Origin of the sequence: Iodidimonas gelatinilytica, from assembly GCF_008579125.1 — a bacterium.
Classification (GTDB): Bacteria; Pseudomonadota; Alphaproteobacteria; order Sphingomonadales; family Rhodothalassiaceae; genus Iodidimonas; species Iodidimonas muriae.
This window is the reverse complement of sequence record NZ_BKCL01000007.1, coordinates 74,127-97,650: the sequence shown is the minus strand read 5'-3', so window position 1 is coordinate 97,650 and position 23,524 is coordinate 74,127. Positions and strand designations below refer to the sequence as shown.

Below are 23,524 nucleotides of genomic sequence, written 5' to 3'. Positions count from 1 at the left end.
GGTGAAACACGGAGCCCTCTTATAGCGCAGCATTTGGGCAAACGCACCCGTCGCTTATGCAACACACACATTTTGCCCGCTTTTTTGATCAAGGCTGCTTAGACGGCCTTTGTTTCAAGCCGTTTGGACAAGGGTGCGCTCAAGAGTCCTTGTCCTTGTCCTTATCCTTGGCGCTTTCGTCTTCGTCGTCCATGTCATGGAAGGTGATGTCCCCAAAGCCTGCATTGACTTTACGAATGTTTTTGGGATTGCCATACACATCGACTTCACCCACACCATTGACAGCAACCATCGCCGAATCCGTGGCATAGGCCGACATCTGGCCCGCACCATTGATGGTGAGCTGCACCGTTTTACAGCGCAAGTCCCTGGCATCCACATCTGCAGCCCCATTGCTTACGGCGATCAGGGTGCCGCACCGACCCTCGCTCTCAATGTCGCCGGCTCCGTTGATGGTCAGCATCAGGTTCTCGCTATCCAAATTCATCAATTGTGCACTGGTCGCGCCATCAAGCGTCAAAGCCGTCAGGCTGGGCAAATGGAGCACCATCTTGACGTCCCCCAGCCCTCTATTGCCCAACTTTCCTTTCGGTTCGACCAGCAATTCGTCATTCACGATTTTTGTCTTGATCAGATTCAGGACCGCCTTGTCGCCTTCGATCTTGAGCATCGCAGGCTTTCCCGCCACCAGTTCCACATCATAATGGCCTACAAGCCGTACCCGATTGAACTCGGCCATGCTGATATCTCTGGTCTGGGATATGTCTTCACCGGACAATGTGATTCGGATGGTTTCTTCGGATCGGATCTCTTCCATCAGCTGACTTGGGGCAACGAATGAAGCCACCACAACCACAGCAAAAATGGCTGCAATGACACCGCCAAAAACCATTGTCCGTTTATTCTGGATTCCTGTCATCCATGTTCTCCATTCACTGATCGCCGGTTGCCGGACGGTCGTCGCATTTCCTGCTAACAGCCTGTGCAAGCAGTGCTCTTTGCAAAGAGCACGCCTCCATTAATATATCTAAACGATATAATAGCTTTCCGGATTGATCAAGGCCTATGATTTAAAGCACCTAAAAACAAAGACGACCGAGGCAGAGGTCCCTTGCCAAGTCCATAAGCACCCCGCAAAATGGCCCTTGATGGTCAACCACAATCTCATTGCCCCTTTTCCGTCCACCAGCAATGCCCCGAAGGCAGTGCTGTTCACGCGCATGGAATTGACGCTGATCCTGAATGTCTATGGGCGCATGGTTGCTGCTGGAAACTGGCGCGACTATGGCATCCATAGCGGCCGCGACAGGGCGGTGTTTTCCATTTTCCGCCGTGCCAGCGAAATGCCGCTTTACCGGATTATCAAAAGCCCTGCCCATGCCAAACGACAAGGGGCATGGCTGATCCTTGGCATGGACGGGCAAATTCTCAAGCGCGGACAGGCTTTGGGACCGGTTTTAAAACTGTTTGAACGCCAGCTTCTAAAGCTTGCGAATTGATCGTCGCCACATCGGAAATCACTCTTTTTCCTTCAGCTTATAGGCGACAAATTTCCCAAGCCCGCACGAGGCCCCTGCCACCGAGCTGCGGTTTAAAACGGTGATGATATCGGTGTTGCATAACTGCCCGGTGCTGGTGGAATAGCTGAAGCTTTCATAAAAACCAAGCTGCGGGCACCGATTGGGCAAATTGCTGAGATAGCCTTCCCGCCCGCGCATCTCGAAAAAGATTTCTGTGTCCGACAACACATGGCTTTGAGAAATTCGCGTCAAGGAAATGCAGCTTTTTTCCTCTCCCGTTGCCTCATAGCGGCCAAGAATGGCGTGATCTTCCTCGATCTTTGCGGTTTGTGCCGCATCCGGCGTGTTTTCTTGTCCTTGCGTGCAAGCGGCCACCGCCGCCAGCCCGAAAAGAAAAAGCCACCTGAACGATCCTTCCATCATTCCACCCTCCCTTGGTTAAAGGTTCGCCATATCGCCCGAATGAACGCTGGGCGCTCACATCTGTTCCAATCGGGGCTCCAACCGTTCAAAAAGCCCAAGCCCGCACAAAGCGCCGGGGCCATCAGGGCTTTTGACCTGAACCATATCGGTGCGGCACAGCGTCTCCGCTTTGGCGCGAATATCGAAGGCTTCACTCATCATAAGGCCGGGACAGACCTGCGGCAAATCATTGCGCCACCGGCTATTATCGGCAAGCTGGAAGGTGATGGTATTGAGATCGATCACCGCCATTTCCACGATCGGAACGGGCGGCAAGCAGACTTTGGTTACGCCGCTATTTTGCCAGGCAGAAAGCCGGATATCTTCAAGTCGTTGCACGGGGGGCGGGTTCGACCCGGCACCATTACATGCGGCAAGGCCAAAGGCCAAAACCACAAACAGAGCCAAAATAAAGCCGTCCCGCACCCCCATGTCTATGCGTCCTTAAATATCGAATTTGATCCCCTGCGCCAAAGGCAGATCCGTGGAATAATTCACCGTAGAGGTTTGGCGGCGCATATAGACCTTCCACGCATCGGAGCCGGATTCGCGGCCACCGCCGGTGTCTTTTTCACCACCGAATGCACCGCCGATTTCCGCGCCGGACGTCCCGATATTCACATTGGCTATGCCGCAATCGGAACCGGTGGCCGACAAATAACGCTCGGCTTCGCGCACATCATTGGTGAAGATGGCAGAGGACAAGCCCTGCGGCACACCATTTTGCAAGGCAATGGCTTCATCCAGCGTGCTATATGTCACCACATAAAGAATCGGCGCGAAGGTTTCTTCCACCATCACCCCGGCTTGCTTGGGCATATCCACCAGCGCCGGACGGGCATAATAGGCATTGGGGTATTTATCTTCCAAAACCCGTCCGCCACCATGCACGGTACCGCCTTCCTTGCGGGCTTTTTCCAACGCCCTTTCCATGCCATCGAAGGATGCTTTGTCGATCAATGGCCCCACAAGCGCCCCTTCAAGGGGATTGCCCACCGTGACGGCGTCATAGGCCTTTTTAAGACGCGGCATCAACGTGTCATAAACGCTTTCATGCACGATCAACCGGCGCGTAGAGGTGCAGCGCTGACCGGCTGTGCCCACGGCCCCGAATACAATGCCGCGCACCGCCAGATCTAGGTCGGCAGAAGGGGTAACGATGATGGCATTATTGCCGCCCAGTTCCAAAAGGCAGCGGCCAAAGCGGGCGGCCACACGCGGCCCCACTTTGCGGCCCATGGCGCATGAGCCGGTGGCGGAAATCAGCGGCAGGCGCGGATCATCCACCATGGCTTCCCCGACATCTGCAGCACCAATGATCACTTGCGACAAGCCTTCCGGTGCCGCGCCAAACCGCTTTACGGCACGTTCAAACAGAGCCTGACAGGCAAGGGCGGTGAGCGGCGTTTTCTCTGATGGTTTCCAGATCACCGGATCGCCGCAAACCAAGGCAAGGGCGGTGTTCCACGACCATACGGCCACCGGGAAATTGAAAGCGGAAATCACCCCGACAGGGCCAAGGGGCTGCCATGTTTCACGCATGGCGTGGCCGGGGCGTTCGGACGCGATGGTCAGGCCATAAAGCTGACGCGACAGACCGACAGCGAAATCGCAAATATCGATCATTTCCTGAACTTCGCCCTTGCCTTCTTCAAGGATTTTGCCGCATTCGGCACTGACAAGGCGGCCCAGCGCTTCTTTATGATCGCGCAGTTCTTCACCCAAAAGCCGCACCAGTTCACCACGTTGCGGCCCCGGCACGGCGCGCCAGCTTGCAAATGCGTCCGTAGCCTTGCCGATCTTGGCCGAAACTGTTTGCGGGCTATCAAGGTCCACATGGCCCAAAACGGCCCCGTCGATGGGGCTGGTCACGGCCAGTTCGCCTTTGGCAAAATGCGTCGGGTCCAAATGAAGGGCGGTCAGCAAATCTTGAGACGTCATAGGAATACTCCTGAGATTATATATGTCGGGCCGGACAACGCCTTTATGCGCCAAGGCCGCTTAAAGTTGCAGTGGGACTGATTGCTTCACGGTCCACAATGATTTCAATGAGAGCCGGGCCATCGGTGGCCAAGGCACGGCCCAAAGCCGGTTCGAATTGATCGGACGAATCCACCCGCCATGCCTCCATCCCGAAGGATTTGGCATAGGCGACAAAATCGGGATTCGTAAGATCGGTTCCGCTGACCCTTTGGGGATAGGTGCGTTCCTGATGCATGCGGATGGTGCCGTACATGCCGTTATTGAGCACCAAAAACACCGTTTTCGCATTATAGCGCACAGCGGTGGCCAGTTCGTTGCCGCTCATCAAAAAGCAGCCGTCCCCGGCCACAGCCACCACCGGACGGTCCGGCGCGGCCAGACTCGCCGCGATGCCCGCTGGCACCCCATAACCCATGGCTCCCGATGTGGGTGCAAGCTGGGTTCTAAAGCCGCGATATTCAAAAAAGCGGTGCAGGAACGCTGCATAATTTCCCGCACCATTGGTGATGATCGCCTCATCGGGAAGGGCCGCCCGCAAGCTGTGATAGAGCGCCCCAAGCTGCACCGCGCCGGGATTGGCAACAGGCTGCGCCATCCGCTTTCCTCTGCTGCGGCACCACCGCACCAATCGGCCCAATCGCCCGACACCCCTTCTTCCGACAAGGCTTTTGCAAACAGGCCGGGGGCGGCATTGATGGCATGATCCGCTTGATAAACTCGGCCCAATTCCTCGGCCCCGGCATGCACATGCACAAGACGTTGGTGCGGTACAGGCACATCGAGGCGATGATAACCATGGGTCGTCATCTCCCCCAAACGCGGGCCGATCACCAGCAACAGATCCGCAGCCTTCATGCGGTTGACCAGCGCCGGATTGGCCCCGATCCCCATATGTCCGGCATAAGCTGGCGAGCGATTATCGATCAAAGACTGGCAGCGGAATGACGTGGCAATGGCAGATGATGGCGTTCCGCAAATGCCTGAAGGGCTTTGGATTGATCCGCGCTCCACGGACCGCCACCGATCAGGAGAAGCGGCTGTTTTGCCGCCGAAATGGCCTTTGCCACCGCCACCACATCTTCTTTTGCCGGATGCGCCTGCACCGGCTTATGCGCGCGGCCGGGCTGACGGCTGGTCGAAGCGCTGAGAACATCTTCAGGCAAAGCCAGCGCCACCGGCCCTTGCCGCCCCGCCGTGGCGGTGGACCAGGCATGGCCCAGATATTCCGCCATCCGGTCGGGCGTTCCCACTTCGCCGGTCCATTTGGTCAGTTCCGACAGGAATTTGCGATAATCAATTTCCTGAAAGGCTTCCCGGTCGATCATCGAGCGTGCCACTTGCCCGATGAACAACAGCATCGGCGTCGAATCCTGAAACGCCGTATGCAGCCCGATGCTGGCATGGGTCGCCCCCGGCCCGCGGGTTACAAGCGCCAAGCCGGGGTCGCCGGTGAGCTTCCCATAAGCCTCCGCCATATTGGCGGCAGAGGCTTCATGGCGACAGGTGATGAACGGCAAGCGATCCCGCACATCATGGAGCGCATCCAGCACCGCCAGATAACTTTCGCCCGGCACGCCGAAAGCCATTCTGGCCCCGGCCTCTACCAGCGACTCCACAAGAACACCGGCGCCGGTCATGGGCGGAGCGCTTTTTGAAAGACCTGTTCCCAAAGCGGTCATGGCGGCTTATTCCGCAGCCCGGCCCGCAGCTCCCGGCGTCATATCTGCCACATTGGGTTGCGCCAGCGCATAATGCCGCCCGAAACGGTTCTCCAAGAACATATCCAGCGAGATATCTTCTTGCCGCACAAAGCCTTTCTGGGCAATCGCGCCAGTGGCCAACAGATCCAGAACGGCACAGATGCCCGCCGATGTGGTGATCTGAATACCGCTCCACATGCGGCCATCCAGTTCATGGGCATAAACCTTCTGGGCATGGCTTTCCTGCATGAATCGCCCATTGCGATAGCCCGATACGGTGACGAAAATCAGCACCACATCCTGCATGGTCAACGGGATGGCATGCTCGAAAATATCCTTCATCAAGTCCGGTTTTTCGGCCAGACGCAAATCCTGCAGCAGCATTTTCACGATATCGCGGTGGCCCGGATAACGTACCGTGCGATAATTGAGGTTATTCACCTTTCCTGCCAGCGTTTCCGCCAAAGTGCCAAGCCCGCCCGAAGTATTGAAGGCTTCATAGGTGATACCATCCAACGAGAAATGCTCGATTTCTTCCAAGGGCGGCACTTCTTTGAGCACACCGCCGACAACCGCATCGCATGGATTGCAATATTCGTTGATCAGCCCGTCGGTGGACCAGGTGAGATTATATTTCAACGCATTGGTGGGATATTTCGGCAAAGCGCCAACGCGCATATGCACATTGTGCAGGCTGTCAAAGCGACCGGCCAGATCGGCGGCAACGATGGAAATAAAGCCCGGTGCCAGCCCGCATTGGGGAATGAACGCGGTTTCGGCATTTTCCGACAGCGCCTTGATGGCACGGGTGCTGGCCACATCTTCTGTGAGATCCAGATAATGGCAGCCCGCTTCTTTTGCCGCCTTGCCAATGCCGGGATTGAGATGGAACGGCATGGCCGACAGAACCGCAAAACAGCCCTGCATGGCGCTTATCAGGCTGTCATGGTCGCTGGCATCCACCACCTGCGTTTCAACGCGATCGGATTGCACAATGCGCGCAAAAGCGGCCTCGTCCCGATCGCCCACACGCACATGATAATCGCCGGTTTGCGCCAGCATCACCGTGATCATTTCACCGATCTTGCCTGCACCCAGCAATAAAATCCGCTTCATAGTACACTCCCAAATACAAATGGGGATTGCGCGCGCCTTTCATAGGTCTTGGGCAATCCCTCCCCAAAGCTATAGCCCCGCCTTGATACTCTCATGCTGACATATTTGTGAACCCCTGTTCAGCAGTTGTGATCCCCCCACCAATGTTTCTCATCGGTTGAGTGCTTTATATATCGAGACCCTATGGCCGCTTAACCCACATTGGCGTTTTGCCGCGTCATATATGCATTTTGTCCCGCTGTCACAGAACCGGAAACCCACGTGCCGCCTGATTTCAATTGTAATTTCGATGCGCCTTATGAAGCACCCCACCCCATTGCCCGGGGCATCGTGCAGGTGCTTGCCCAAAACCCCAAGGATTACACCTTTCGGGGCACCAACAGTTTTCTGGTGGGCGAAACCGAACTGGCGATCATCGACCCCGGCCCCTTGTTGGACAGCCATATCGATGCCTTGATGAAAGCGGTGGCAGGGCGCCCCGTGCGCGCCATTTTGGTGACCCACAGCCATCAGGACCATTCTCCGGCAGCAGCAGCCTTGTCACAGCTTACCGGCGCACCGGTGATGGGCCATCGCCCCATCGACGCCGCCATTGCCGCCCTGACCACAGAAGACGTGGATCTGGCCTTTGCGCCGGACCGGGAACTGACGGATCAAGACAGCATCACCATTGATGGGCGGGTAATCCGCGCCGTTCACACGCCGGGGCATTTTCCCAACCATTTATGTTACGCCCTTGAACAAGAGCGTATTTTATTTTCCGGCGACCAGGTGATGGGCTGGTCCACCACCGTCATCTCGCCGCCTTTGGGCAATCTGGAGCATTATCTGAACTCACTGGAGGCCCTGCTGACCCGTGAGGATCGGCTGTATCTGCCCAGCCACGGCCCGAAAATCGACAATCCGCATCACTATGTCCGTCAGTTGATCGAGCATCGCCATTGCCGGGAACAACAGATTATCGCCTGTCTGCAAAAAGGCTGCCGCACGCCCGCTGAAATTGTCTCGCAAATTTATACGGGCCTGACCCCGCGCCTTGTTCAGGCGGCGCAACAATCGGTACAGGCTCATCTTGACTATTTGACCGCTCAAGGGCTTTTAGGTCCGGGGAATGTCTATCACCCCCGCCCCACCGAATCGGCTTTACACCCCGTTCAGTCCTAGAGGTTGCTTCATGAAAATCGGTCGCGTCCTTATCACCTTCGCCGGTCTGGCTGTGATTATGGGCGGCCTTTATGCCTGTGTCGGGCCACCTTCTGGCCTGCGTGACAACCACGGCATATGGGACGTAACCCGCCTGTCTGTCGATGCCCCCATCGGCCCCGACGAATCCACACAGATCGCCGCTTATACCCAAGGCCCCTCAAACGCGCGCACCGTGATATTGGTCCATGGCACGCCCGGCTCTGCCGAAGGGTGGCGGGATTTCATGGCCATGGCGGGCGACAGCTTTCATTTCATCGCCATTGACCGCCCCGGCTTTGGCGAAAGCGGACCGGAAGGGGTTGTGACCTCCCTTGCGCAACAGGCTGCGGCCCTCCGCTCATTTCTGACGCCGGAGAATGGCCTGAAACCAATCCTGATGGGCCATAGCCTGGGAGGACCGGTGGTCGTGCGCGCTGCCATGGATTATCCCGATCTGGTGGGCGGGCTGGTATTGGCGGCGGGGGCATTCGATCCCGATCTGGAAAAAGTCTATGCCATCCAGCATCTCGGCGACAGCTTCCTGCTGTCCTGGGCCTTGCCGCGGGCCATGCGCAATGCCAATCGGGAACTGATCGCCCTTGAAGACGAGCTGGTGGAACTATCCCAAGGGATCGCGCAGATGCGCCTGCCCATCATCATGGTGCATGGCACCGAAGACGATCTGGTCCCCTATGCCAATGTGGATTATATGCGCAAGACGCTTCCCGAAGACGCGTCCTTTACATTGGCGCGTCTGGATGGACAAAACCATTTCCTGCCTTGGAACTCCAAAGAGGTTCTGTTGGACGCCATCCAAGAACTGGACCGACATCTTATCGACAACGCTCAGACACGGTCCAACATCCGCAACGAATAGGCAGGCGCGTCTCCTTCGGCGGGATGGTCCATACAAGAAACTTCACGCCACTGATCTTTGGAGAGTTCGGGAAAATACGTATCGCCCGCCACCTCCAGATGCACACGGGTCAAATACACCCGATCGGCGCTGGGCAGGCTTTGCCTGTAAATCTCGCCGCCACCGATCACCATAATTTCCTCATCCGATCCGGCCATGCGGATGGCCTCATCCACCGAAGACGCCACCTCAACCCCCTCGGCGTGCCAGTTTTCCTGACGGGTGATGACAATATTGCGGCGCTTGGGCAAAGGCTTGCCAATGGATTCATAGGTTTTACGGCCCATCAGAACCGTATGCCCCAAAGTGATCTTGCGAAAATACCGCAAATCAGCGGGCAGGTGCCAAGGCATCTCTCCTTTCATGCCGATCACGCCATTTTCGGCAGCGGCCACAATCAGTGATAGTCTTGCCATAAAAGGAGGTTCCTGCTTTGCTGGTCTGGTGCCATTATATCCGTGCCACATCCTATAAAGCCGGAGTTGAAGATGATCAAACGCCTGTCCATTGCGCTTGTCGCCCTGTTATTGCTCACCGGCGCTTCCGGTTATGGGCTTCATGTTTATTATAAGGACCGCATCTTCAATCCTTCGCCCGACAGACCGGATGCGTCTTTGGTGCCTTTTCCCGTTGAAACCGTCAGTATCGAAACGCCCGACGGACTGGCCTTGAATGCGTGGTGGCATGCGCCACTTGCGGGTGAAGAAACCATCCTTTATCTGCACGGCAATTCCAAAAGCATCGGCAAATATACGCGCGGAACCGCACCTTTGGTAGAAGCGGGCTATGGCGTTTTGATGCTGGAATATCGCGGTTATGGCGGCAATCCGGGGGCTTTATCCGATGATGCTTCCTGATCGACGCCAAAGCCGGGCTGGACTGGCTGGAAGATCGCGGTATTCCGTCCCCGAGCGTGCATGTTTACGGCTATTCGCTGGGCACCGGCACCGCCGTTCCTTTGGCGGCAGATCGCGCCGTTGCCTCTGTTGTTTTGGCAGCCCCTTTCGCCTCTATCGCAGAAATGGGTTACGACCAGTTCCCCAAATGGTTCGTCGATGCGATTTTGACGGACCGCTTCGATTCCATCGCCCGCATTCAAGATGTGGAAGAGCCGGTGCTGATTATTCACGGCACCGAAGATGCCACCGTACCGCAGCATCAATCCGAACGCCTGATGGCGGCGGGCGGCGACAATATCACCCGCCTGTTATTTGATGGGGCGGGACATGGCTGGGATCTGTTTGAGCCGCGTGGCAATGCGGCTATTCTGGATTTTTTACGCCAGCATGAAAGCACCAAAATGGCATCCGAAGCGACGACAGCTCCTTGACTCAACAGAGTGCGTGCGCGCACACCCAACCGCCCGCCTCCGCCCAAATCAATATCGGAAAATACAGAGGCGGTTGGGATAGAAAGAGCGATCAACGAAAAGACGCGTAAAAACTGGCCCTAGCGATAATGGGCTCTGGCGCGTTTCATGGCGTCATTTAAATCATCAAGCGCTTTTTCCGCCCCTTTGCGAATATCGCCCATGGCATGCTCGCTGGCTTTTTGCAGCTTGCTGATCCGGTCATGGGCCTCGTCGCGCTGGGAACGCGCCTGCTTGACATAGGAATCAAATTCCGCCTGCTTTTCCGCTCGGAATTTGCGGGCTTTCGCCTCCATCTTTTCCAGTTCGGCTTCCCATTCGTCCAATGTTGCCTTTAAAGACTCATAAGTCTGCCCGCTCTTGGTCATTGCTGCACCTCTGCCTGATTATTCCTGCCGCAAAGCAGAAACGATCAAAGACAGAAATAGTTCGCGGCCTTTAAACGGCAACGGGGGCCTTGATATGCGGATGGGGGTCATAATCCTCAAGGCGAAAATCTTCATATTGAAATGCCTGGAGGGATGTGCGCTGCGGATTGAGGATCATCTTCGGCAAAAGGCGCGGCGTCCGGCCAAGCTGCAGATCCGCCTGTTCCACATGATTGCTATAAAGATGCGCATCGCCAAAGCTATGGACAAAATCCCCCGGACGCAGCCCCGTTTCTTGGGCCATCATCATGGTCAGCAACGCATAAGAGGCAATATTGAACGGCACACCCAAAAAAATATCCGCCGACCGCTGGTAAAGCTGGCACGATAAACGCCCATCGGCCACATAGAATTGAAACAGGCAATGGCAAGGCGGCAAAGCCATGTGATCCACATCCGCCACATTCCATGCCGATACGATCAACCGCCGGCTATCGGGGGTTTTCTTGATGGCCTCGACCACATTGGATATCTGGTCGATCACCCGGCCATCCGCCGTTTCCCATGCCCGCCATTGCTTGCCATAAACCGGGCCAAGCTCGCCCTTTTCATCGGCCCATTCATCCCAGATGCGGACTTTGTTTTCTTGCAACCAGCGGATATTGGTGTCGCCGCGTAAAAACCACAAAAGCTCGTAGATAATTGACCGCAAATGCAGTTTTTTCGTGGTGAGAAGCGGAAAGCCCTGCTCCAGATCGAAGCGCATCTGATGCCCGAAAACCGAGTAGGTCCCCGTTCCTGTGCGGTCTTGTTTGAACGTGCCTTGCGTTCGAACATGGCGCAACAAGTCAAGATACTGTTTCATCGAAAATATTACCGTTCTTCTATTCAGGACTGCAAATGTTTCCGATCACAATCCACCAAAGCATTCAGAGATCGTTCAAATTTTAAGGGCCTTTTAACTCTGTGGTTCGATAGTGCTTTAGCAAGAGACAATACAGCCTAAACGGGCGTCGGGGGTACCATGAGCGAAACAAGCCTGAGTGTTAAAACAAAAACCGGAATTCTGGAAGAGCTGAGCGATATCACGTTCAAGCTCGAAATGAATAGCCGCATCCAGAATTTTGCCGCGGGAGGCAAGCTCCGCGACGAGCTGTGCCTTTTATGGCCAGTCATCGAGCCGAATATCGACTCCATATTGCAAGCATTCTTCGACAATCTTCTGATCCATAAAGAAGCGCAAAACGCCATCGATACATCACGGTTGGAGCAGATCAAAAAGCGGCAGGTGGAATTTTGGCACTATATGTTCACCGCGCCAATGGATCGCCGCTATGGGCAGGTCATTTCCGAGCGCGGCGCTTATATGCACCGCATCGGGTTGAGCCCAAAATTCTATCTTCCCGCTTATGCCACCGTCTATGACATGTTCATCACATATGTGATCGAAGGAATCGAGAACCGCGAAGACCGCGCCAAGGCCGTGGTGGCGCTCAACCGGCACAATTTTTTGATGAACGAGATCATGTCGTCCACCAATCATGAAATGGTGCGCGAAAGTGCCGAAGCGCTTTTGGAAGAGCATGGTAAAAACTTCGAGCAAGAAGTGGTGAGCACGCTGAAAAGCGTGACCGATGCCGTCCAGCGGATGCGCAACAATGCCAGCGAAGTAAGCACCGCCATCGAGGCCATGAGTGAATCCAGCACCACCGTTTCCAATGCCGCCGACAGCAGCGCCGACAATGTGCGCACCGCAGCCGCGGCCGCCGAAGAACTCTCTGCCTCGGTGCAGCAGATGAACGAACAGGTACAACGCTCGTCCGGCGCATCGGGCGAAGCATCCAAGGAAGCAAAAGCCGCCGGCGAAGTGATCGACAGCCTTGCAGGCTATGTGGAAAAAATCGGCCATGTGGTCAAGCTGATCGATGATATCGCCGGGCAAACCAATCTGCTGGCCTTGAATGCCACCATTGAAGCGGCGCGGGCGGGCGAGGCAGGGCGGGGCTTTGCCGTGGTTGCCAATGAGGTGAAAGCTTGCGGGGCAAACGGCACAAGCCACCAAGGAAATTGCCAGCCAGATTTCTTCTGTCCAGTCCGCCACTCAGGAAGCGGTGAGCGCCAATGAGCGGCTGGATGCCACCATCACACGGGTCAGCACCATTTCCGACGAGATCACCTCGATGATCGACGAACAGGCACAGGCCATCAACGAAATCACCCGCGCCGTGACAGAAGCGGCGGGCCGCAGCGAGGATGTCTCGTCCAATATTGCCGAAGTATCCTTGTCGGCAGGCAATATCGGCGGCTCCATGTCCGATGTGCGGCAACTGGCTGGCGATGTGTTCACGCTGACAGAAACCTTGTCGAACAAAATCGACAGCTTCCTTGAAGCCATCCGCAGGGATAGCCACGAAAATCACGCATAAGAAAAAAAGGGCGCTGCATCTTTCCCAACAAGCGGCAGCGCCCTTTCATATATTTTGGACCATAAGCTCGGAAATGACGCCGCTCAGGATTTATGGACGATATGATCCGTCCCATTACCCCAGCCGGGCCTTGTCGAGAAGCGTTGCGCCAGATAATCGATAAAGCGCCGCACCTTGGTGGAAAGATGCCGGTTGGGCGGATAAATTGACTGCACCGGCAAAAGGGCTTGCTGATAATCTCTCAGGATCTCCACAAGGCCCTCTTGCTCCAGATCCGCACCCAAAAGAAAATCGGGAATGGCCACGATCCCCAGTCCATGGCGCGCGGTTTCTTTCAACGCATCCCCATTATTGGCCCGCATCGGGCCGGACACCCGCACCGACTGGCTTTGCCCATCGGGGCCGGTAAAGGTCCACTCACCAGAATTGTTGCGCCCGCGATATAAAAGACAATCATGGTCGGCCAAATCCGCAGGACTGAGCGGTGTGCCATAGCGTGCCAAATAGGCAGGGCTGGCCGCCACCACCATTCGCGCCACGGCAATCTTGCGGGCAATCAGGCTGGAATCCGATAAGCTGCCAATGCGCAAAGCCAGATCATAGCCTTCTTCTACCAGATCAACGAATCGATCGTTAAAATCCACATCTATCTTCAAATCGGGATACTGGCCCAGAAATTCCGGCAAGGCCGGGGCCACATGGCGAAGCCCGAAATCCAGAGCACAACTTATACGCAATGTGCCACGCGGTTCCGCATTAAGACTGGACACCGCATTGTCCGCATCCGCCAGATCCTCCAGAATCCGCGTCGCCCGTTGCACATAAGCGCGCCCTTCTTCCGTCAGGCTCACCTGCCGTGTGGTGCGATAAAACAACCGCGCCCCCAAATGATCCTCCAAGGCCGAAATCAGCTTCGATACGGCGGATTTGGACAGGTTCAGGCTGCGCGCAGCCATGGAAAAGCTGCCTTTTTCTGCAACCTTCAAAAACACCCGCAATGCTGCCAGCTGATCCATAAGAGCTTTCCTTTTCCGCCATCACATAGGCTTTTCGCCCCTTTATCATGCCTGCCATTGGGCCTTTGTGCATTGATAAACGCAAGCCTCTTTAAACCTTCGCCAAAAATGCTTATATAGGCGCTGTCGGGCAACCGACTATGGCAGTAAACGGTGCGTGAAATAGGCATTATGGACCCGGGGGCGGTACCCGGCGCCTCCACCATCAGCGATTGAAGCCCATAAAGCATATAGGCCGGGGAAGCGACCGCTGCTGATGGGGGCGAAATAGGATCGACATGTGCTCAAAGACGATACTTTCTGCTCGGCATGGTACCACCGTGATGGGCCATATTCACAAATGCCAATGATAACGAGGCATTTGCTGTTGCAGCGTAATTAAGACCTAGCGGTCAAGATTGCAGAGCAATCAGCACGGTATTTAGGGGTGCACCGGGTAACAGAAGCATTCCCGCGGTTCGGAGGGCACCGGGCAACAAAAAGCCCTCCACTTCCCGCAGTCCCATATATCGGCTCTCTTTATCCGCCCTGTGCTTTCATCAGGGCGAATCTGGTGCCTTTGCCTCTTTTGTGGCGTCGTCCTCTATGCTTATGGGGCTCACCACGATTTCAATGGGGGCACCGGTTTTCAAAAGCCAAATGGCCGCATCCTGCACCTGCTTTGCGGTGACGGCCCGATAATCCGCTTCCACCGTGCGGTAACGCTTTAACCGCTCGGGGGCATGCGACAGCCCTTCCAGCATGCCGAACAACCAGCCCTGATTGCTATCGCGCCAACGGCCAAGCTGTTCCATCACCGGCTGGCGGGCGCGTTCCAGCAGATCGTCACTGGGGGCTGTTTGCGCTACCCTTTCCAGCAAAGCCGAAAGCGCCTCCACCACCTCATGGCTGCGGGCGCTATCGCTATCAGCGGACAACGCGATCAGCCCGCGATATCCCAAGGACGAATCCAATTGCCATGAGGCTTGCGGCGAATAAGACAATCCACCGGCCTCGCGCACATCTTCCCGCGCCAAAATATCAAGCACGCTGGTCATCAAATGCAGCGCCAAAGCCTTGGGGCGCTCCACACCGTCCCGTACCGGCCAGTAAAGCGACACCCGCGACCCCGCATCATGGCCATCATAGGTGAAGGCAGCTTTGGCCCCATTGGCCGCAAACCGGGGGAGAATGGAGCCGGCCAATTCCGGCTCGGCGGCCCGCTCTGGCAACGCCCCCAATGTATTGGCCAACAGCGTTTGCGCTTCCAAAACCCGGATGTCCCCCACCAAAGAAACTTCCAGAAATTCATGGGCCAATAAGGGGGTCAGGCGCTTCACCACCGTTTCCCGATCTGGCGCAAGCGCCGCCTCCAGATCGGCGGGAAAGCCCACGCGGCGCTGGTCGCCCGAAAAGATAAACGGCACCCCTTCGGCGCGCAGAACCGATTGCGGGCTGGCACGCAGCCCGGCGAAAAGCTGCATCATGGAGCGCTCGTAAAGCGGCACCGCATCGGGCCGGAACGCCGGATCGGTCAATAGCGCTGCGGCATATTGCAAGGCAATGGGCAGATCCGCGCGCATGGCGGCCCCTAAAATCCGCACCCCGCCCCCATCGATAGACAATTGCACCGACATGTTTTTATCGGCAAACAACCGCGACAATTCCTGAAAATCATGGGCCCCAAGCCCCCCCAATGTGGCCCATTGACCGGCTTTGGCCATCAATCCCGCTTCATCGGGCGCAAAAGCGGACAGGCCATTGCCCAGCCGGATCGAAAAGCGCACGGTATTGCGTTCCAGATCGCTGTCCTTGATCTGCGCCACCACATGATTGGCAAAGGTCAGGCGTTCGAAATCAAAATCCTCGATATGTTCTTGCGAAACGATCTGGCCGGGCTCGCCAAACACCTGATAGGCAAAGGCCTTGTCGTCAGAAGGTTGCCACGGCTGCAATAACGTTTCCCCTGCCGCCGCCCATTCGGCCAAAATCTCCGCTTCGCTCACCGGCTCATCGCTGTTTTGCAAGCGCACGAAAATGGCCGGAGCCTTGCCTTCATAACGATCCTTTAATGCTGCCTTCACATCCTCAAGGCTGAGCTGATCCACCACATCCATCAAATCCGCCAACAGCGCAGACGGATGCCGCACCACGAAATGCGCCGCCGTTGACCGAAGGATATTCGATGCCAATGCGCCCGAACTGCGGGTATCGGCCCGATCTACGCTGGCTTTTAAACTTGTGATCTGGCTCCGGCGCATCAGATCCAGTTCTTGCTCTGTAATGCCAAAGGCCAGCAACCGATCCAGTTCACGCCGTGCCACATGAAGGGCGGTGCGCCAATCATCGCCAACCGGGGTGAATTGCAAGCCCGCAAAATAGGCGGCACGGGGGATATGGTCGCCAAACGGCCCGCCAGAGCTGAACCCCGCATCATCGGCAAACATCAGATCTTGCAAACGGCGGCGATAGGCCCCCATGGCAAAATCCAGCGCCAATCCGCGCTTCAAAACGGCCCGCCGTGTATCTTCATCGGCCTTTTGCAGCCGATAGGCACCGCTATAGCCAAGGGATTGGCTGGCAATGCTCTTTGCTGGCTGTTCAAAATATACGGCAATAGAAGGACGCAGGCTTTCTTCCACATGGCTCAGAGCGCGCGGGGCCTGCGGCAAAGATGCGGTCCGTTCTTCACTCACATCCGGGGCCGCCACGCCCGCGCCTTTAAAATCGGCAAAGCGGGCGCGCACTTCCGCTTCCACCGCTTCGGCATCAAAATCCCCCACCAGCACCAACAGCATTTTCTCAGGCCGGTAATGAGCCTGATAAAATGCCAGAAGATCCTCACGGCTGATGACATGAAGGCTCTCTCGCGTGCCAGCGGGCCATTGTTCAGCCGCTTTTGCACCGGGTGTCAAAAAGCGCATCCGGATTTTTGAAGATTGCGCCGCACTGCTATCGCGCGACACCAATTCGCTTGTCACCACATCCCGTTCTTGCTCCACATCCTCTTCTGTCAGCAACAGACCATCGGAAATGTCGCGGAAAATATCCAAGGCGCGGGAGATGCGGTCGATCCCGGAGCCGGGCACAGTCAGATAATATGTGGTCGCCTCCAGCCCGGTGGTGGCATTGCTGTCGGCCCCCGATTGCAGGCCCAAACGCTCCAGTTCTGTGAACAATCCTTCATCGGGGCGGCGGATGGTTTTCTGAAACGCCAGATGTTCAAGAAAATGCGCAATCCCGCCAAGTTCCGGCACTTCATCCAGCGATCCCACATCCACACGCAATTGCAAGCTGGCCTGATCGCGCGGCGTTTTGTTCTCCATGATGGCATAGCGCAGGCCCGTATCCAGCCGCCCCCAATGGATGGCAGGGTCGGGCGCAAGTCCAAAAGCATTCCGCTCATGGGGAAAGGCAAGATCAGGGGAAGGCGCATCCAAAGGCCGGGTCTGGGAAAAAGCTGCAATCGGGAAAATAACACCGGCCAGCACAATAATTCTTGCGAAAAAACGATAAAAATCAGCCATTTATATAACCCACTCCAAAAACAATCATGCGCCGAGGAAAAGCCGCATTCCCCAAGATTGCGACCCCAGCCCTTTAAACCGGCTGGCCAGTACAGATATGAAGGACTATAAGGACGTCGAGTCCGATTGTCGGCCCGTTTTTTCCTTAAAAGGCACAGGTCAAGATTGCATCCATGTCCGAATCTCAATTCAACTATGATGAAATGGTGCAAGATGCGTTGCGCGGCGTCGTGCGCGAAATATTGCGTCGTGTCATGCGCGAGGGGCTTCCCGGCGCCCATCATTTCTATATCGCTTTCCGTACACGCGCCCCTGGCGTTATCATCCCCGAGCATCTGAAAAAGCGCTATCCCGATGATATGACCATCGTTGTGCAGCATCGCTTTTGGGGGCTGGAAGTGGCTGACGATCATTTTGTAATCGGCCTGTCCTTCAATCATAAGCCGGAACGGCTGGTGATCCCGTTCAATGCGGTGGTCGGCTTTGTCGATCCTTCCGTGCAGTTTGCCTTACAGTTTCAAGACGAGGATGCAAGCGGCACCAGCACCGAGGACGAACCCGTTGCGCTGGATACTGTCTCTGCCGAGCCGGAATCCGATGCACAGGACACCAGTCACGGCGATGATGGCACCACCAATGACGATAGCAAAGTCGTCGCTTTGGATGCCTTTCGCAAGAAAACCTGATCTGCCCCATCATTCGGCCAGAACGGAACGGCAGTGCCGGGCCGATACCCTTGGCCGTCACAAGACTCGTTGCAGGAGATAAGATATGTCCAAGAATGGTGTGCGCACCGAGCGCGATAGCTTTGGAAAACTGGACGTTCCCGCCGACCGCTATTGGGGTGCGCAAACCCAACGCTCCTTGATCAATTTCCCCATTGGTGGCGAAACCATGCCGCTGCCGGTGGTGCGCGCCCTGGGCATTGTGAAGCAAGGCGCGGCGCGGGCCAATATGGCGCTGGACAATCTGGATAGCCGCATCGGCAAAGCCATCGACCAAGCGGCGCAGGAAGTGATCGACGGCAAGCTCAACAATCATTTTCCGCTGGTGGTGTGGCAAACCGGATCGGGCACCCAATCCAATATGAATGCCAATGAGGTGATCGCCAATCGCGCCATTGAAATTCTGGGTGGCGAACTGGGATCAAAGGATCCGGTGCATCCCAATGATCATTGCAACCGCTCGCAAAGCTCCAACGATACCTTCCCCACGGCCATGCATGTGGCGGCGGTGGAAGAAATCCATCACCGCCTGATCCCGTCTTTGGAGCATCTTTTAAAAGCGCTGGAGCAAAAAGCCGATGCCTTCAAAGACATCGTCAAGATCGGCCGCACCCATTTGCAAGATGCCACGCCCCTGACGCTGGGTCAGGAATTCTCCGGCTATGTGCATCAAATCAAGCAATCCCTGCGTCGAGCCAAAGCCGTGCTTCCTGCCCTTTATCAACTGGCACAGGGCGGCACCGCTGTGGGCACCGGCATCAATTCAAAGCCCGGCTTCGCCGAGCGTGTGGCGCAAGAAATCGCGGCCATCACCGGTCTGCCCTTTATTACGGCCGAGAATAAATTTGAAGCATTGGCCGCCCATGATGCCTTGGTGGAAGCCTCTGGCGCCATGAACAGCATCGCCGTGTCCTTGATGAAAATCGCCAATGACATCCGCCTTCTAGGCTCTGGCCCGCGGTGCGGCCTTGGCGAACTGGTCCTGCCGGAAAACGAGCCGGGCTCGTCGATCATGCCGGGCAAAGTGAACCCCACCCAGTGCGAAGCCATGACCATGGTGTGCGCGCAGGTGATGGGCAATCATGTGGCGGTGAGTGTTGCCGGGTCCAACGGGCATATGGAACTGAATGTCTATAAGCCGGTGATGATCTATAATCTGCTGCAATCCATCCGCCTTTTGGCCGACGGAGCGCGTTCCTTCACCGACCGCTGTGTCGCTGGCATTGCAGCCAATGAAGACCGCATCACGACATTGCTCAATGAATCGCTGATGCTGGTGACGGCTCTTGCCCCCACCATCGGCTATGACAAAGCCACGGAAGTGGCCAAAAAAGCCCATAAATCCGGGTCTACATTGAAAGAAGCGGCGCTATCCCTTGGATATGTAACGGCAGAAGAATTTGACCGGGTGGTACGCCCCAAAGACATGGTGCACCCCAAAGACTGAGCCTTGGTCATGACAAGAAAAAGCCCGGCCAAGCGATCTGTTCTGATCCGCGGACACCGCACCAGCATTTCGCTTGAGCCGGCTTTCTGGGATGAAATAACCCGCATTGCCCATCATCGCGGGCTCTCCATCAACGCCCTTGTCACCGAAATCGACGAACAGCGCGAAACCAATCTCTCCAGTGCCTTGCGCCTATTGGTGCTGGAGAACTTGAAGCATGAAGCAGGGCGTTAGGGTCACGGCCTTGGCGGGGTTTCTGCCAAAGCATCTTCCTTTAACGGCACATCCGATCCTGCTTGGTGCCCACCACATCCGGAGCCTTCAAAAGGTCCGATCCGGGAATATCCAGCCGTTTGAACACCGATGTCGCCAATTGGGCGGCCCGCCAGCGCAGCAATGGGTCGGTATCAAGGGCGATGGTGGGGTTGGAAACGGCTCCCCCCAAATCAAACCCGATGGGCGGCGCTTTGGGATAGTCTTCAAGGCGGAAGGTACCGGTCATTGAGAGCGCCCAGGCCCCAAGATCCAGACTGGCGCGGCTTTCCATCTGCCCAGCCGCAAGAGCGGCCCGCATCGGGGCCATTTGCACAAGGCCTTTTTGCGCTTGCAAATCCACCGTCATATCCGTGAACGGAGTTTGGCCCGATGAAAAGGCATTAAAAGCAAGTGCGCCCAGACCCTTAGCGGAAGAAGCGCCCTTGAGGCCGCGCACAAGGCCGGGAAGATCCACCCCTATCAACGCACCATTTTGAATATGGACACGGCTTTGACCGCTGACAGAAGACACCATATCGAATTGGCTATTGCCTTTGGCGGAAAAGGCCCCCGCAACAGAGCCCTGACCATCAATGATCCCGTGGCCGAGTGTCGCCTCGAGCACATCGGCAAAGCGGCTGTCCTTTAGCGCATAGGTCAGGCTCAGATCCGGCACGTCCCCCACATCCAGAGCCCCCGACATCAACAGATCGCCGCCGAAAAGTTTACCCGTCACGGCATCCAGGGTCAGCACCCCTTGGTCCAGTCGGGCTTCCACCACCGGCGCATCCAGCTCCAAGGATCAAGCGTCATCATTTGGGCGGCAAGCGCCAAAGTACCGTCAAAACCGCGCAATCCTTCCAAGGCCAAAGGCTCTTGCGACCAGCGGCGAGTGCCGGTTTTCCGGGCTGGCATGATCCCTGTGGAGGCGGGGGGCAGAAAATCCGGCAGCGGCACCGCCCCCAAATCCAGCTCTACCGTCAGAAAGGGCCGGTCTTTTGCCAGTTTCACATCCAATGTGCCTGAAACGCGGCTCGGCCCCACTTCTGACGGCGCGATCTTCAACCCCAGCCGGTGGGACGACGCGTCATAAGCAACGGACAGATGGCCGGAGAGCGGCCCCAGTTCCGCCTTGCGTGGCCGATAATCCGGGATCACTTGCCGCACCAGCTGCGCCAGTTCGGGATGCGTGGCCGTTATATCCAGTTCAAGATTTTGCCCGCCATCATGGCCCGCCATTTGTCCGGTCACATCCATCTGACCGCCCAAAAGACGCCCCTTCCCGGCCACATCAAGGCCCATTGCCGGTCCGGACAGCTGCGCCTCCAGATGCACCGGCAAGGCATCACCATGCGCCAAGGCATCAAAGCCAAAACGCGCAGCCAAAGCCCGATGGGACGGGTGATCCACTGTCAAATCCAGATCCAGGGTGCCGGCCTTTGGATCAAGAGCCGAGCCAGCCTTGCCCCGCGCTGTCAGGCGCCCGCCCGCAAGCTGTCCGCCAAGATCCACCTCCACATCGGTCAAGGCACCGGCAATGCGCCCTTCAAATGTCACAGACCCCACAGGGCGCAAAAATGGCGGGGATGTAACGGCCAGTGCATCCACCGCGCGGGCCAGATCCGGCAAGCTGCCCCGCACCAGCATATCGATGCCGGGAATGTCGTCCCCTGCCTGCACCCGCCCGGAAAAGCCGAAATCGGCCCCTTCCTGATTTTTAAAAGCGGCCCGTTCCACCGTCAGGGCATCCAGATGCCGGTCCAGAACAAGCTGCACATCGCGCAGATCCTGCCCAAAAGCACTCAATCGGCCCAATGCCAGCTTCAGGCGCAGATCAAGGCTCTCGGAATCAACCAGCATATCATTGGCCCTGCGCGACAAATCCACCCTGTCAAAAGGCGGCGCATCAGGCGCGGGCGGCAAGAAATAATCATCAAGGGCCAAACGATCGACGCGGATATCCGCCTCCAGAGCAGGCTGATCCGGCCCAAAGACCATCAGCACCGTCCCTTCCACATGGCTGGCATCCAACACAAGGCTAAGATCATCAAACGCTATGTCATTGGGGGTGGCCTTCACAGCGCTTTCAAAAACAAGGCTGGATAGCCGATCCCTTGGGATGGGAAGGGCGATCTCCAACCAATCCAGCACGGCACGCACATTGCTCGACGATGCCTTTAACGTTCCTGCCAGTTGGGGATTTTCCCCCTTTTGCGAAAGCTGCCCGTTCAAAGACAGGCTTGATGCGCCGGGCAAATTGGCCCGCGCCTGTTCGATCACCAACACACCGTCTTCGCTGTGCAGATCCATGGTGGCGCGGCTGATCATGCCACCACGATAATGGGCCGCATCCACCGCCAAAGACAGGGTCAGCGCCAAATCCTTTGGCACATCGGGCCAGTTCACCGTTTTTTCCGGAAAGGTGGATGCCCCTTCCGCTGCAACCGCATCCACCGCATCTTTGGCAAAAAACGGGTCCAGATCGATCTGGTCGGCACGCACGGTCGCGGTCAGCGCCGGATCATCTTCCATGATATATTCAAGCGCACCGCTTAAGGTCGTTGCGGCAAATTTTCCACGCAGATCGCTCAGCCGGATATCGCCATCCACCGACAAGTCCCCCTCAAGGGAGAATGGTTGGTCCAGTCCGGCGATGACGGGGAGCGGGTGCGACGCCATAGCGCCCATATCGCCCAGCAAAACAGCCAGATCCGGGACATCTATTCCTGCCGCCAAGGCCATTTGCGGCATATGGGCATCGGCATCTTGCAGGCGAAACCAGCCCGACAAAGTGGCTTTGGCATCGCGCACCGTCATTGTAACCGAAACTGGCACCCGCGCCGCCCGCTCAAAACGGCTGGCCTTTATGGAAAGGTCCAGCGGCACATCGGCCACCTGCATCCGGGCCTGCCCCTGAAACGGCCCGGAAAGCGACTCTGCCACAAGCCGAAGCTCGATAGCACTGGCCTTGAACTCCTGCATCGATTGCGCGTCATAAAAGCTGAGCGTGCCTTTTCTGACGACAAAATCATCCACGCTGATGGCCGCCATGGCGCTATCGGTTTCGGAGATATCCGGCTCCTTTGGCGCCTCTCCGCCCAATTGCCAGTTGCCCCGACCATCCGCCGTCCGCTCCAAGGCAATCTCCGGCGCAATCAATTCGATCCGCCGTATCCGGATATCACCGCGCAGCAAAGGGAACAACGCCACCACGGCATCCAACCGTTCAGCCTTGGCCAGATAATCAGCACGCCCATCAGGGACATTGCCAATCCGCACATCCGCCGCCCGCAATGCAGGCGTGGGCAGGGTGCGAAAGGATAAATCTCCGGCGATAACAACCTGCCGCCCCAAAGCCGTGCTCATCATCGTTTCAAAGCGGTCTTTATAGGCATTCCAATCGATCAGACCGGGGGCAATCAGCACAAGACCAAGCAAAACCACCAGCAGACCAGCCGCTATCCAGCCCGCCAGACGCCAGCGCCGCACCCCTTTTTCCGGCGCATCCAACGCTGTGTCGTCCATATCCG

At 56.7% G+C, this 23,524-nt stretch carries 22 protein-coding genes, 1 other RNA gene and 1 pseudogene; 11 read left to right on the top strand and 13 right to left on the bottom strand.

Annotated features, from left to right (window positions below):
• Positions 1-139: 139 nt before the first annotated feature.
• Positions 140-919, bottom strand: coding sequence for a GIN domain-containing protein (locus JCM17844_RS10345; protein ID WP_150000882.1), 780 nt, complete (start codon positions 917-919; stop codon positions 140-142).
• 229 nt (positions 920-1,148) lie between these two features.
• Here JCM17844_RS10345 and JCM17844_RS10340 point away from each other — a divergent pair, with 229 nt between their 5' ends.
• Positions 1,149-1,499, top strand: a complete 351-nt coding sequence (locus tag JCM17844_RS10340) for a DUF2794 domain-containing protein (RefSeq protein ID WP_150000881.1) — start codon at positions 1,149-1,151, stop codon at positions 1,497-1,499.
• Positions 1,500-1,517: 18 nt separating this feature from the next.
• On the opposite strand, the gene JCM17844_RS10335 is transcribed toward JCM17844_RS10340, so the two are convergent.
• From JCM17844_RS10335 to JCM17844_RS10315, 5 genes and pseudogenes are all read right to left on the bottom strand, one after another.
• Positions 1,518-1,943: a DUF6491 family protein gene (locus tag JCM17844_RS10335; protein WP_150000880.1), complete on the bottom strand. Its 426-nt coding sequence runs from the start codon at positions 1,941-1,943 to the stop codon at positions 1,518-1,520.
• Positions 1,944-1,997: 54 nt separating this feature from the next.
• Positions 1,998-2,414, bottom strand: coding sequence for a hypothetical protein (locus tag JCM17844_RS10330; protein WP_150000879.1), 417 nt, complete (start codon positions 2,412-2,414; stop codon positions 1,998-2,000).
• A gap of 12 nt (positions 2,415-2,426) precedes the next feature.
• The gene (gene amaB / locus JCM17844_RS10325; RefSeq protein ID WP_150000878.1) at positions 2,427-3,923 is read right to left on the bottom strand and encodes an L-piperidine-6-carboxylate dehydrogenase; all 1,497 of its coding nucleotides are present in this window, start codon (positions 3,921-3,923) and stop codon (positions 2,427-2,429) included.
• A gap of 43 nt (positions 3,924-3,966) precedes the next feature.
• A pseudogene (locus JCM17844_RS17325) lies at positions 3,967-5,644 on the bottom strand (thiamine pyrophosphate-binding protein).
• A 6-nt stretch (positions 5,645-5,650) separates the two neighbouring features.
• Positions 5,651-6,781 carry a saccharopine dehydrogenase family protein gene (locus JCM17844_RS10315; protein ID WP_150000877.1) on the bottom strand — a complete coding sequence of 377 codons (1,131 nt, stop codon included), beginning with the start codon at positions 6,779-6,781 and terminating at the stop codon, positions 5,651-5,653.
• A gap of 261 nt (positions 6,782-7,042) precedes the next feature.
• Here JCM17844_RS10315 and JCM17844_RS10310 point away from each other — a divergent pair, with 261 nt between their 5' ends.
• Both JCM17844_RS10310 and JCM17844_RS10305 read left to right on the top strand, forming a co-directional pair.
• Positions 7,043-7,945: an MBL fold metallo-hydrolase gene (locus tag JCM17844_RS10310; RefSeq protein ID WP_210431801.1), complete on the top strand. Its 903-nt coding sequence runs from the start codon at positions 7,043-7,045 to the stop codon at positions 7,943-7,945.
• A gap of 10 nt (positions 7,946-7,955) precedes the next feature.
• Complete coding sequence (locus JCM17844_RS10305) at positions 7,956-8,843, top strand: alpha/beta fold hydrolase (RefSeq protein WP_210431800.1); 888 nt, start codon at positions 7,956-7,958, stop codon at positions 8,841-8,843.
• Here JCM17844_RS10305 and folA read toward each other — a convergent pair.
• Entirely contained in the window at positions 8,813-9,298 is a 486-nt protein-coding gene (gene folA, locus JCM17844_RS10300) for a type 3 dihydrofolate reductase (RefSeq protein ID WP_150000874.1), read from the bottom strand. The genes JCM17844_RS10305 and folA overlap by 31 nt on opposite strands.
• Before the next feature lie 72 nt (positions 9,299-9,370).
• Here folA and JCM17844_RS10295 point away from each other — a divergent pair, with 72 nt between their 5' ends.
• Both JCM17844_RS10295 and JCM17844_RS10290 read left to right on the top strand, forming a co-directional pair.
• Positions 9,371-9,739, top strand: a complete 369-nt coding sequence (locus tag JCM17844_RS10295) for an alpha/beta hydrolase family protein (RefSeq protein WP_150000873.1) — start codon at positions 9,371-9,373, stop codon at positions 9,737-9,739.
• Positions 9,736-10,212, top strand: a complete 477-nt coding sequence (locus tag JCM17844_RS10290) for an alpha/beta hydrolase (protein WP_150000872.1) — start codon at positions 9,736-9,738, stop codon at positions 10,210-10,212. The genes JCM17844_RS10295 and JCM17844_RS10290 overlap by 4 nt, the downstream gene beginning before the upstream one ends.
• A gap of 119 nt (positions 10,213-10,331) precedes the next feature.
• On the opposite strand, the gene JCM17844_RS10285 is transcribed toward JCM17844_RS10290, so the two are convergent.
• Positions 10,332-10,619, bottom strand: a complete 288-nt coding sequence (locus tag JCM17844_RS10285) for a sll1863 family stress response protein (RefSeq protein WP_150000871.1) — start codon at positions 10,617-10,619, stop codon at positions 10,332-10,334.
• A 70-nt stretch (positions 10,620-10,689) separates the two neighbouring features.
• Positions 10,690-11,484: a thymidylate synthase gene (locus JCM17844_RS10280; protein WP_150000870.1), complete on the bottom strand. Its 795-nt coding sequence runs from the start codon at positions 11,482-11,484 to the stop codon at positions 10,690-10,692.
• Between the two features lie 159 nt (positions 11,485-11,643).
• Here JCM17844_RS10280 and JCM17844_RS16915 point away from each other — a divergent pair, with 159 nt between their 5' ends.
• Both JCM17844_RS16915 and JCM17844_RS16040 read left to right on the top strand, forming a co-directional pair.
• Positions 11,644-12,744, top strand: a complete 1,101-nt coding sequence (locus JCM17844_RS16915; RefSeq protein ID WP_307725804.1) for a globin-coupled sensor protein — start codon at positions 11,644-11,646, stop codon at positions 12,742-12,744.
• A complete protein-coding gene (locus JCM17844_RS16040; RefSeq protein WP_150002688.1) occupies positions 12,731-13,045 on the top strand; it encodes a hypothetical protein in 315 nt (104 codons plus the stop codon). Before JCM17844_RS16915 ends, JCM17844_RS16040 begins: the two co-directional genes overlap by 14 nt.
• A gap of 83 nt (positions 13,046-13,128) precedes the next feature.
• Here the strand turns inward: JCM17844_RS16040 and JCM17844_RS10270 are convergent, their stop codons facing one another.
• A complete protein-coding gene (locus JCM17844_RS10270; protein WP_150000869.1) occupies positions 13,129-14,061 on the bottom strand; it encodes a LysR family transcriptional regulator in 933 nt (310 codons plus the stop codon).
• An 86-nt stretch (positions 14,062-14,147) separates the two neighbouring features.
• Here JCM17844_RS10270 and ssrA point away from each other — a divergent pair.
• Positions 14,148-14,515, top strand: a transfer-messenger RNA (tmRNA) gene (gene ssrA, locus JCM17844_RS10265).
• A gap of 85 nt (positions 14,516-14,600) precedes the next feature.
• On the opposite strand, the gene JCM17844_RS10260 is transcribed toward ssrA, so the two are convergent.
• Positions 14,601-17,567: a M16 family metallopeptidase gene (locus tag JCM17844_RS10260; protein WP_150000868.1), complete on the bottom strand. Its 2,967-nt coding sequence runs from the start codon at positions 17,565-17,567 to the stop codon at positions 14,601-14,603.
• A gap of 173 nt (positions 17,568-17,740) precedes the next feature.
• Between JCM17844_RS10260 and JCM17844_RS10255 the strand changes: the two genes are divergently transcribed.
• The 3 genes from JCM17844_RS10255 to JCM17844_RS10245 all read left to right on the top strand — a co-directional run bounded on the left by JCM17844_RS10255 (position 17,741) and on the right by JCM17844_RS10245 (position 19,973).
• Entirely contained in the window at positions 17,741-18,253 is a 513-nt protein-coding gene (locus JCM17844_RS10255) for an SspB family protein (protein WP_150000867.1), read from the top strand.
• 85 nt (positions 18,254-18,338) lie between these two features.
• On the top strand, positions 18,339-19,739 hold the full coding sequence (gene fumC, locus JCM17844_RS10250; protein WP_150000866.1) for a class II fumarate hydratase: 1,401 nt from the start codon (positions 18,339-18,341) through the stop codon (positions 19,737-19,739).
• A 9-nt stretch (positions 19,740-19,748) separates the two neighbouring features.
• On the top strand, positions 19,749-19,973 hold the full coding sequence (locus JCM17844_RS10245; RefSeq protein WP_150000865.1) for a ribbon-helix-helix domain-containing protein: 225 nt from the start codon (positions 19,749-19,751) through the stop codon (positions 19,971-19,973).
• Between the two features lie 40 nt (positions 19,974-20,013).
• Here JCM17844_RS10245 and JCM17844_RS10240 read toward each other — a convergent pair whose 3' ends face one another.
• Positions 20,014-20,793 (bottom strand): AsmA family protein, encoded by a 780-nt coding sequence (locus JCM17844_RS10240; RefSeq protein ID WP_150000864.1) that lies wholly within the window; start codon positions 20,791-20,793, stop codon positions 20,014-20,016.
• Complete coding sequence (locus tag JCM17844_RS10235; protein WP_210431799.1) at positions 20,742-23,519, bottom strand: AsmA family protein; 2,778 nt, start codon at positions 23,517-23,519, stop codon at positions 20,742-20,744. The genes JCM17844_RS10240 and JCM17844_RS10235 overlap by 52 nt, the downstream gene beginning before the upstream one ends.
• Positions 23,520-23,524: the final 5 nt, after the last annotated feature.

Coding starts and splice junctions, on each gene's coding strand:
- JCM17844_RS10345 (WP_150000882.1), bottom strand. CDS start 919: ATGACAGGAATCCAGAATAAACGGACAATGGTTTTTGGCGGTGTCATT.
- JCM17844_RS10340 (WP_150000881.1), top strand. CDS start 1,149: ATGGTCAACCACAATCTCATTGCCCCTTTTCCGTCCACCAGCAATGCC.
- JCM17844_RS10335 (WP_150000880.1), bottom strand. CDS start 1,943: ATGATGGAAGGATCGTTCAGGTGGCTTTTTCTTTTCGGGCTGGCGGCG.
- JCM17844_RS10330 (WP_150000879.1), bottom strand. CDS start 2,414: ATGGGGGTGCGGGACGGCTTTATTTTGGCTCTGTTTGTGGTTTTGGCC.
- amaB (WP_150000878.1), bottom strand. CDS start 3,923: ATGACGTCTCAAGATTTGCTGACCGCCCTTCATTTGGACCCGACGCAT.
- JCM17844_RS10315 (WP_150000877.1), bottom strand. CDS start 6,781: ATGAAGCGGATTTTATTGCTGGGTGCAGGCAAGATCGGTGAAATGATC.
- JCM17844_RS10305 (WP_210431800.1), top strand. CDS start 7,956: ATGAAAATCGGTCGCGTCCTTATCACCTTCGCCGGTCTGGCTGTGATT.
- folA (WP_150000874.1), bottom strand. CDS start 9,298: ATGGCAAGACTATCACTGATTGTGGCCGCTGCCGAAAATGGCGTGATC.
- JCM17844_RS10295 (WP_150000873.1), top strand. CDS start 9,371: ATGATCAAACGCCTGTCCATTGCGCTTGTCGCCCTGTTATTGCTCACC.
- JCM17844_RS10285 (WP_150000871.1), bottom strand. CDS start 10,619: ATGACCAAGAGCGGGCAGACTTATGAGTCTTTAAAGGCAACATTGGAC.
- JCM17844_RS10280 (WP_150000870.1), bottom strand. CDS start 11,484: ATGAAACAGTATCTTGACTTGTTGCGCCATGTTCGAACGCAAGGCACG.
- JCM17844_RS16915 (WP_307725804.1), top strand. CDS start 11,644: ATGAGCGAAACAAGCCTGAGTGTTAAAACAAAAACCGGAATTCTGGAA.
- JCM17844_RS10270 (WP_150000869.1), bottom strand. CDS start 14,061: ATGGATCAGCTGGCAGCATTGCGGGTGTTTTTGAAGGTTGCAGAAAAA.
- JCM17844_RS10260 (WP_150000868.1), bottom strand. CDS start 17,567: ATGGCTGATTTTTATCGTTTTTTCGCAAGAATTATTGTGCTGGCCGGT.
- JCM17844_RS10255 (WP_150000867.1), top strand. CDS start 17,741: ATGTCCGAATCTCAATTCAACTATGATGAAATGGTGCAAGATGCGTTG.
- fumC (WP_150000866.1), top strand. CDS start 18,339: ATGTCCAAGAATGGTGTGCGCACCGAGCGCGATAGCTTTGGAAAACTG.
- JCM17844_RS10245 (WP_150000865.1), top strand. CDS start 19,749: ATGACAAGAAAAAGCCCGGCCAAGCGATCTGTTCTGATCCGCGGACAC.
- JCM17844_RS10235 (WP_210431799.1), bottom strand. CDS start 23,519: ATGGACGACACAGCGTTGGATGCGCCGGAAAAAGGGGTGCGGCGCTGG.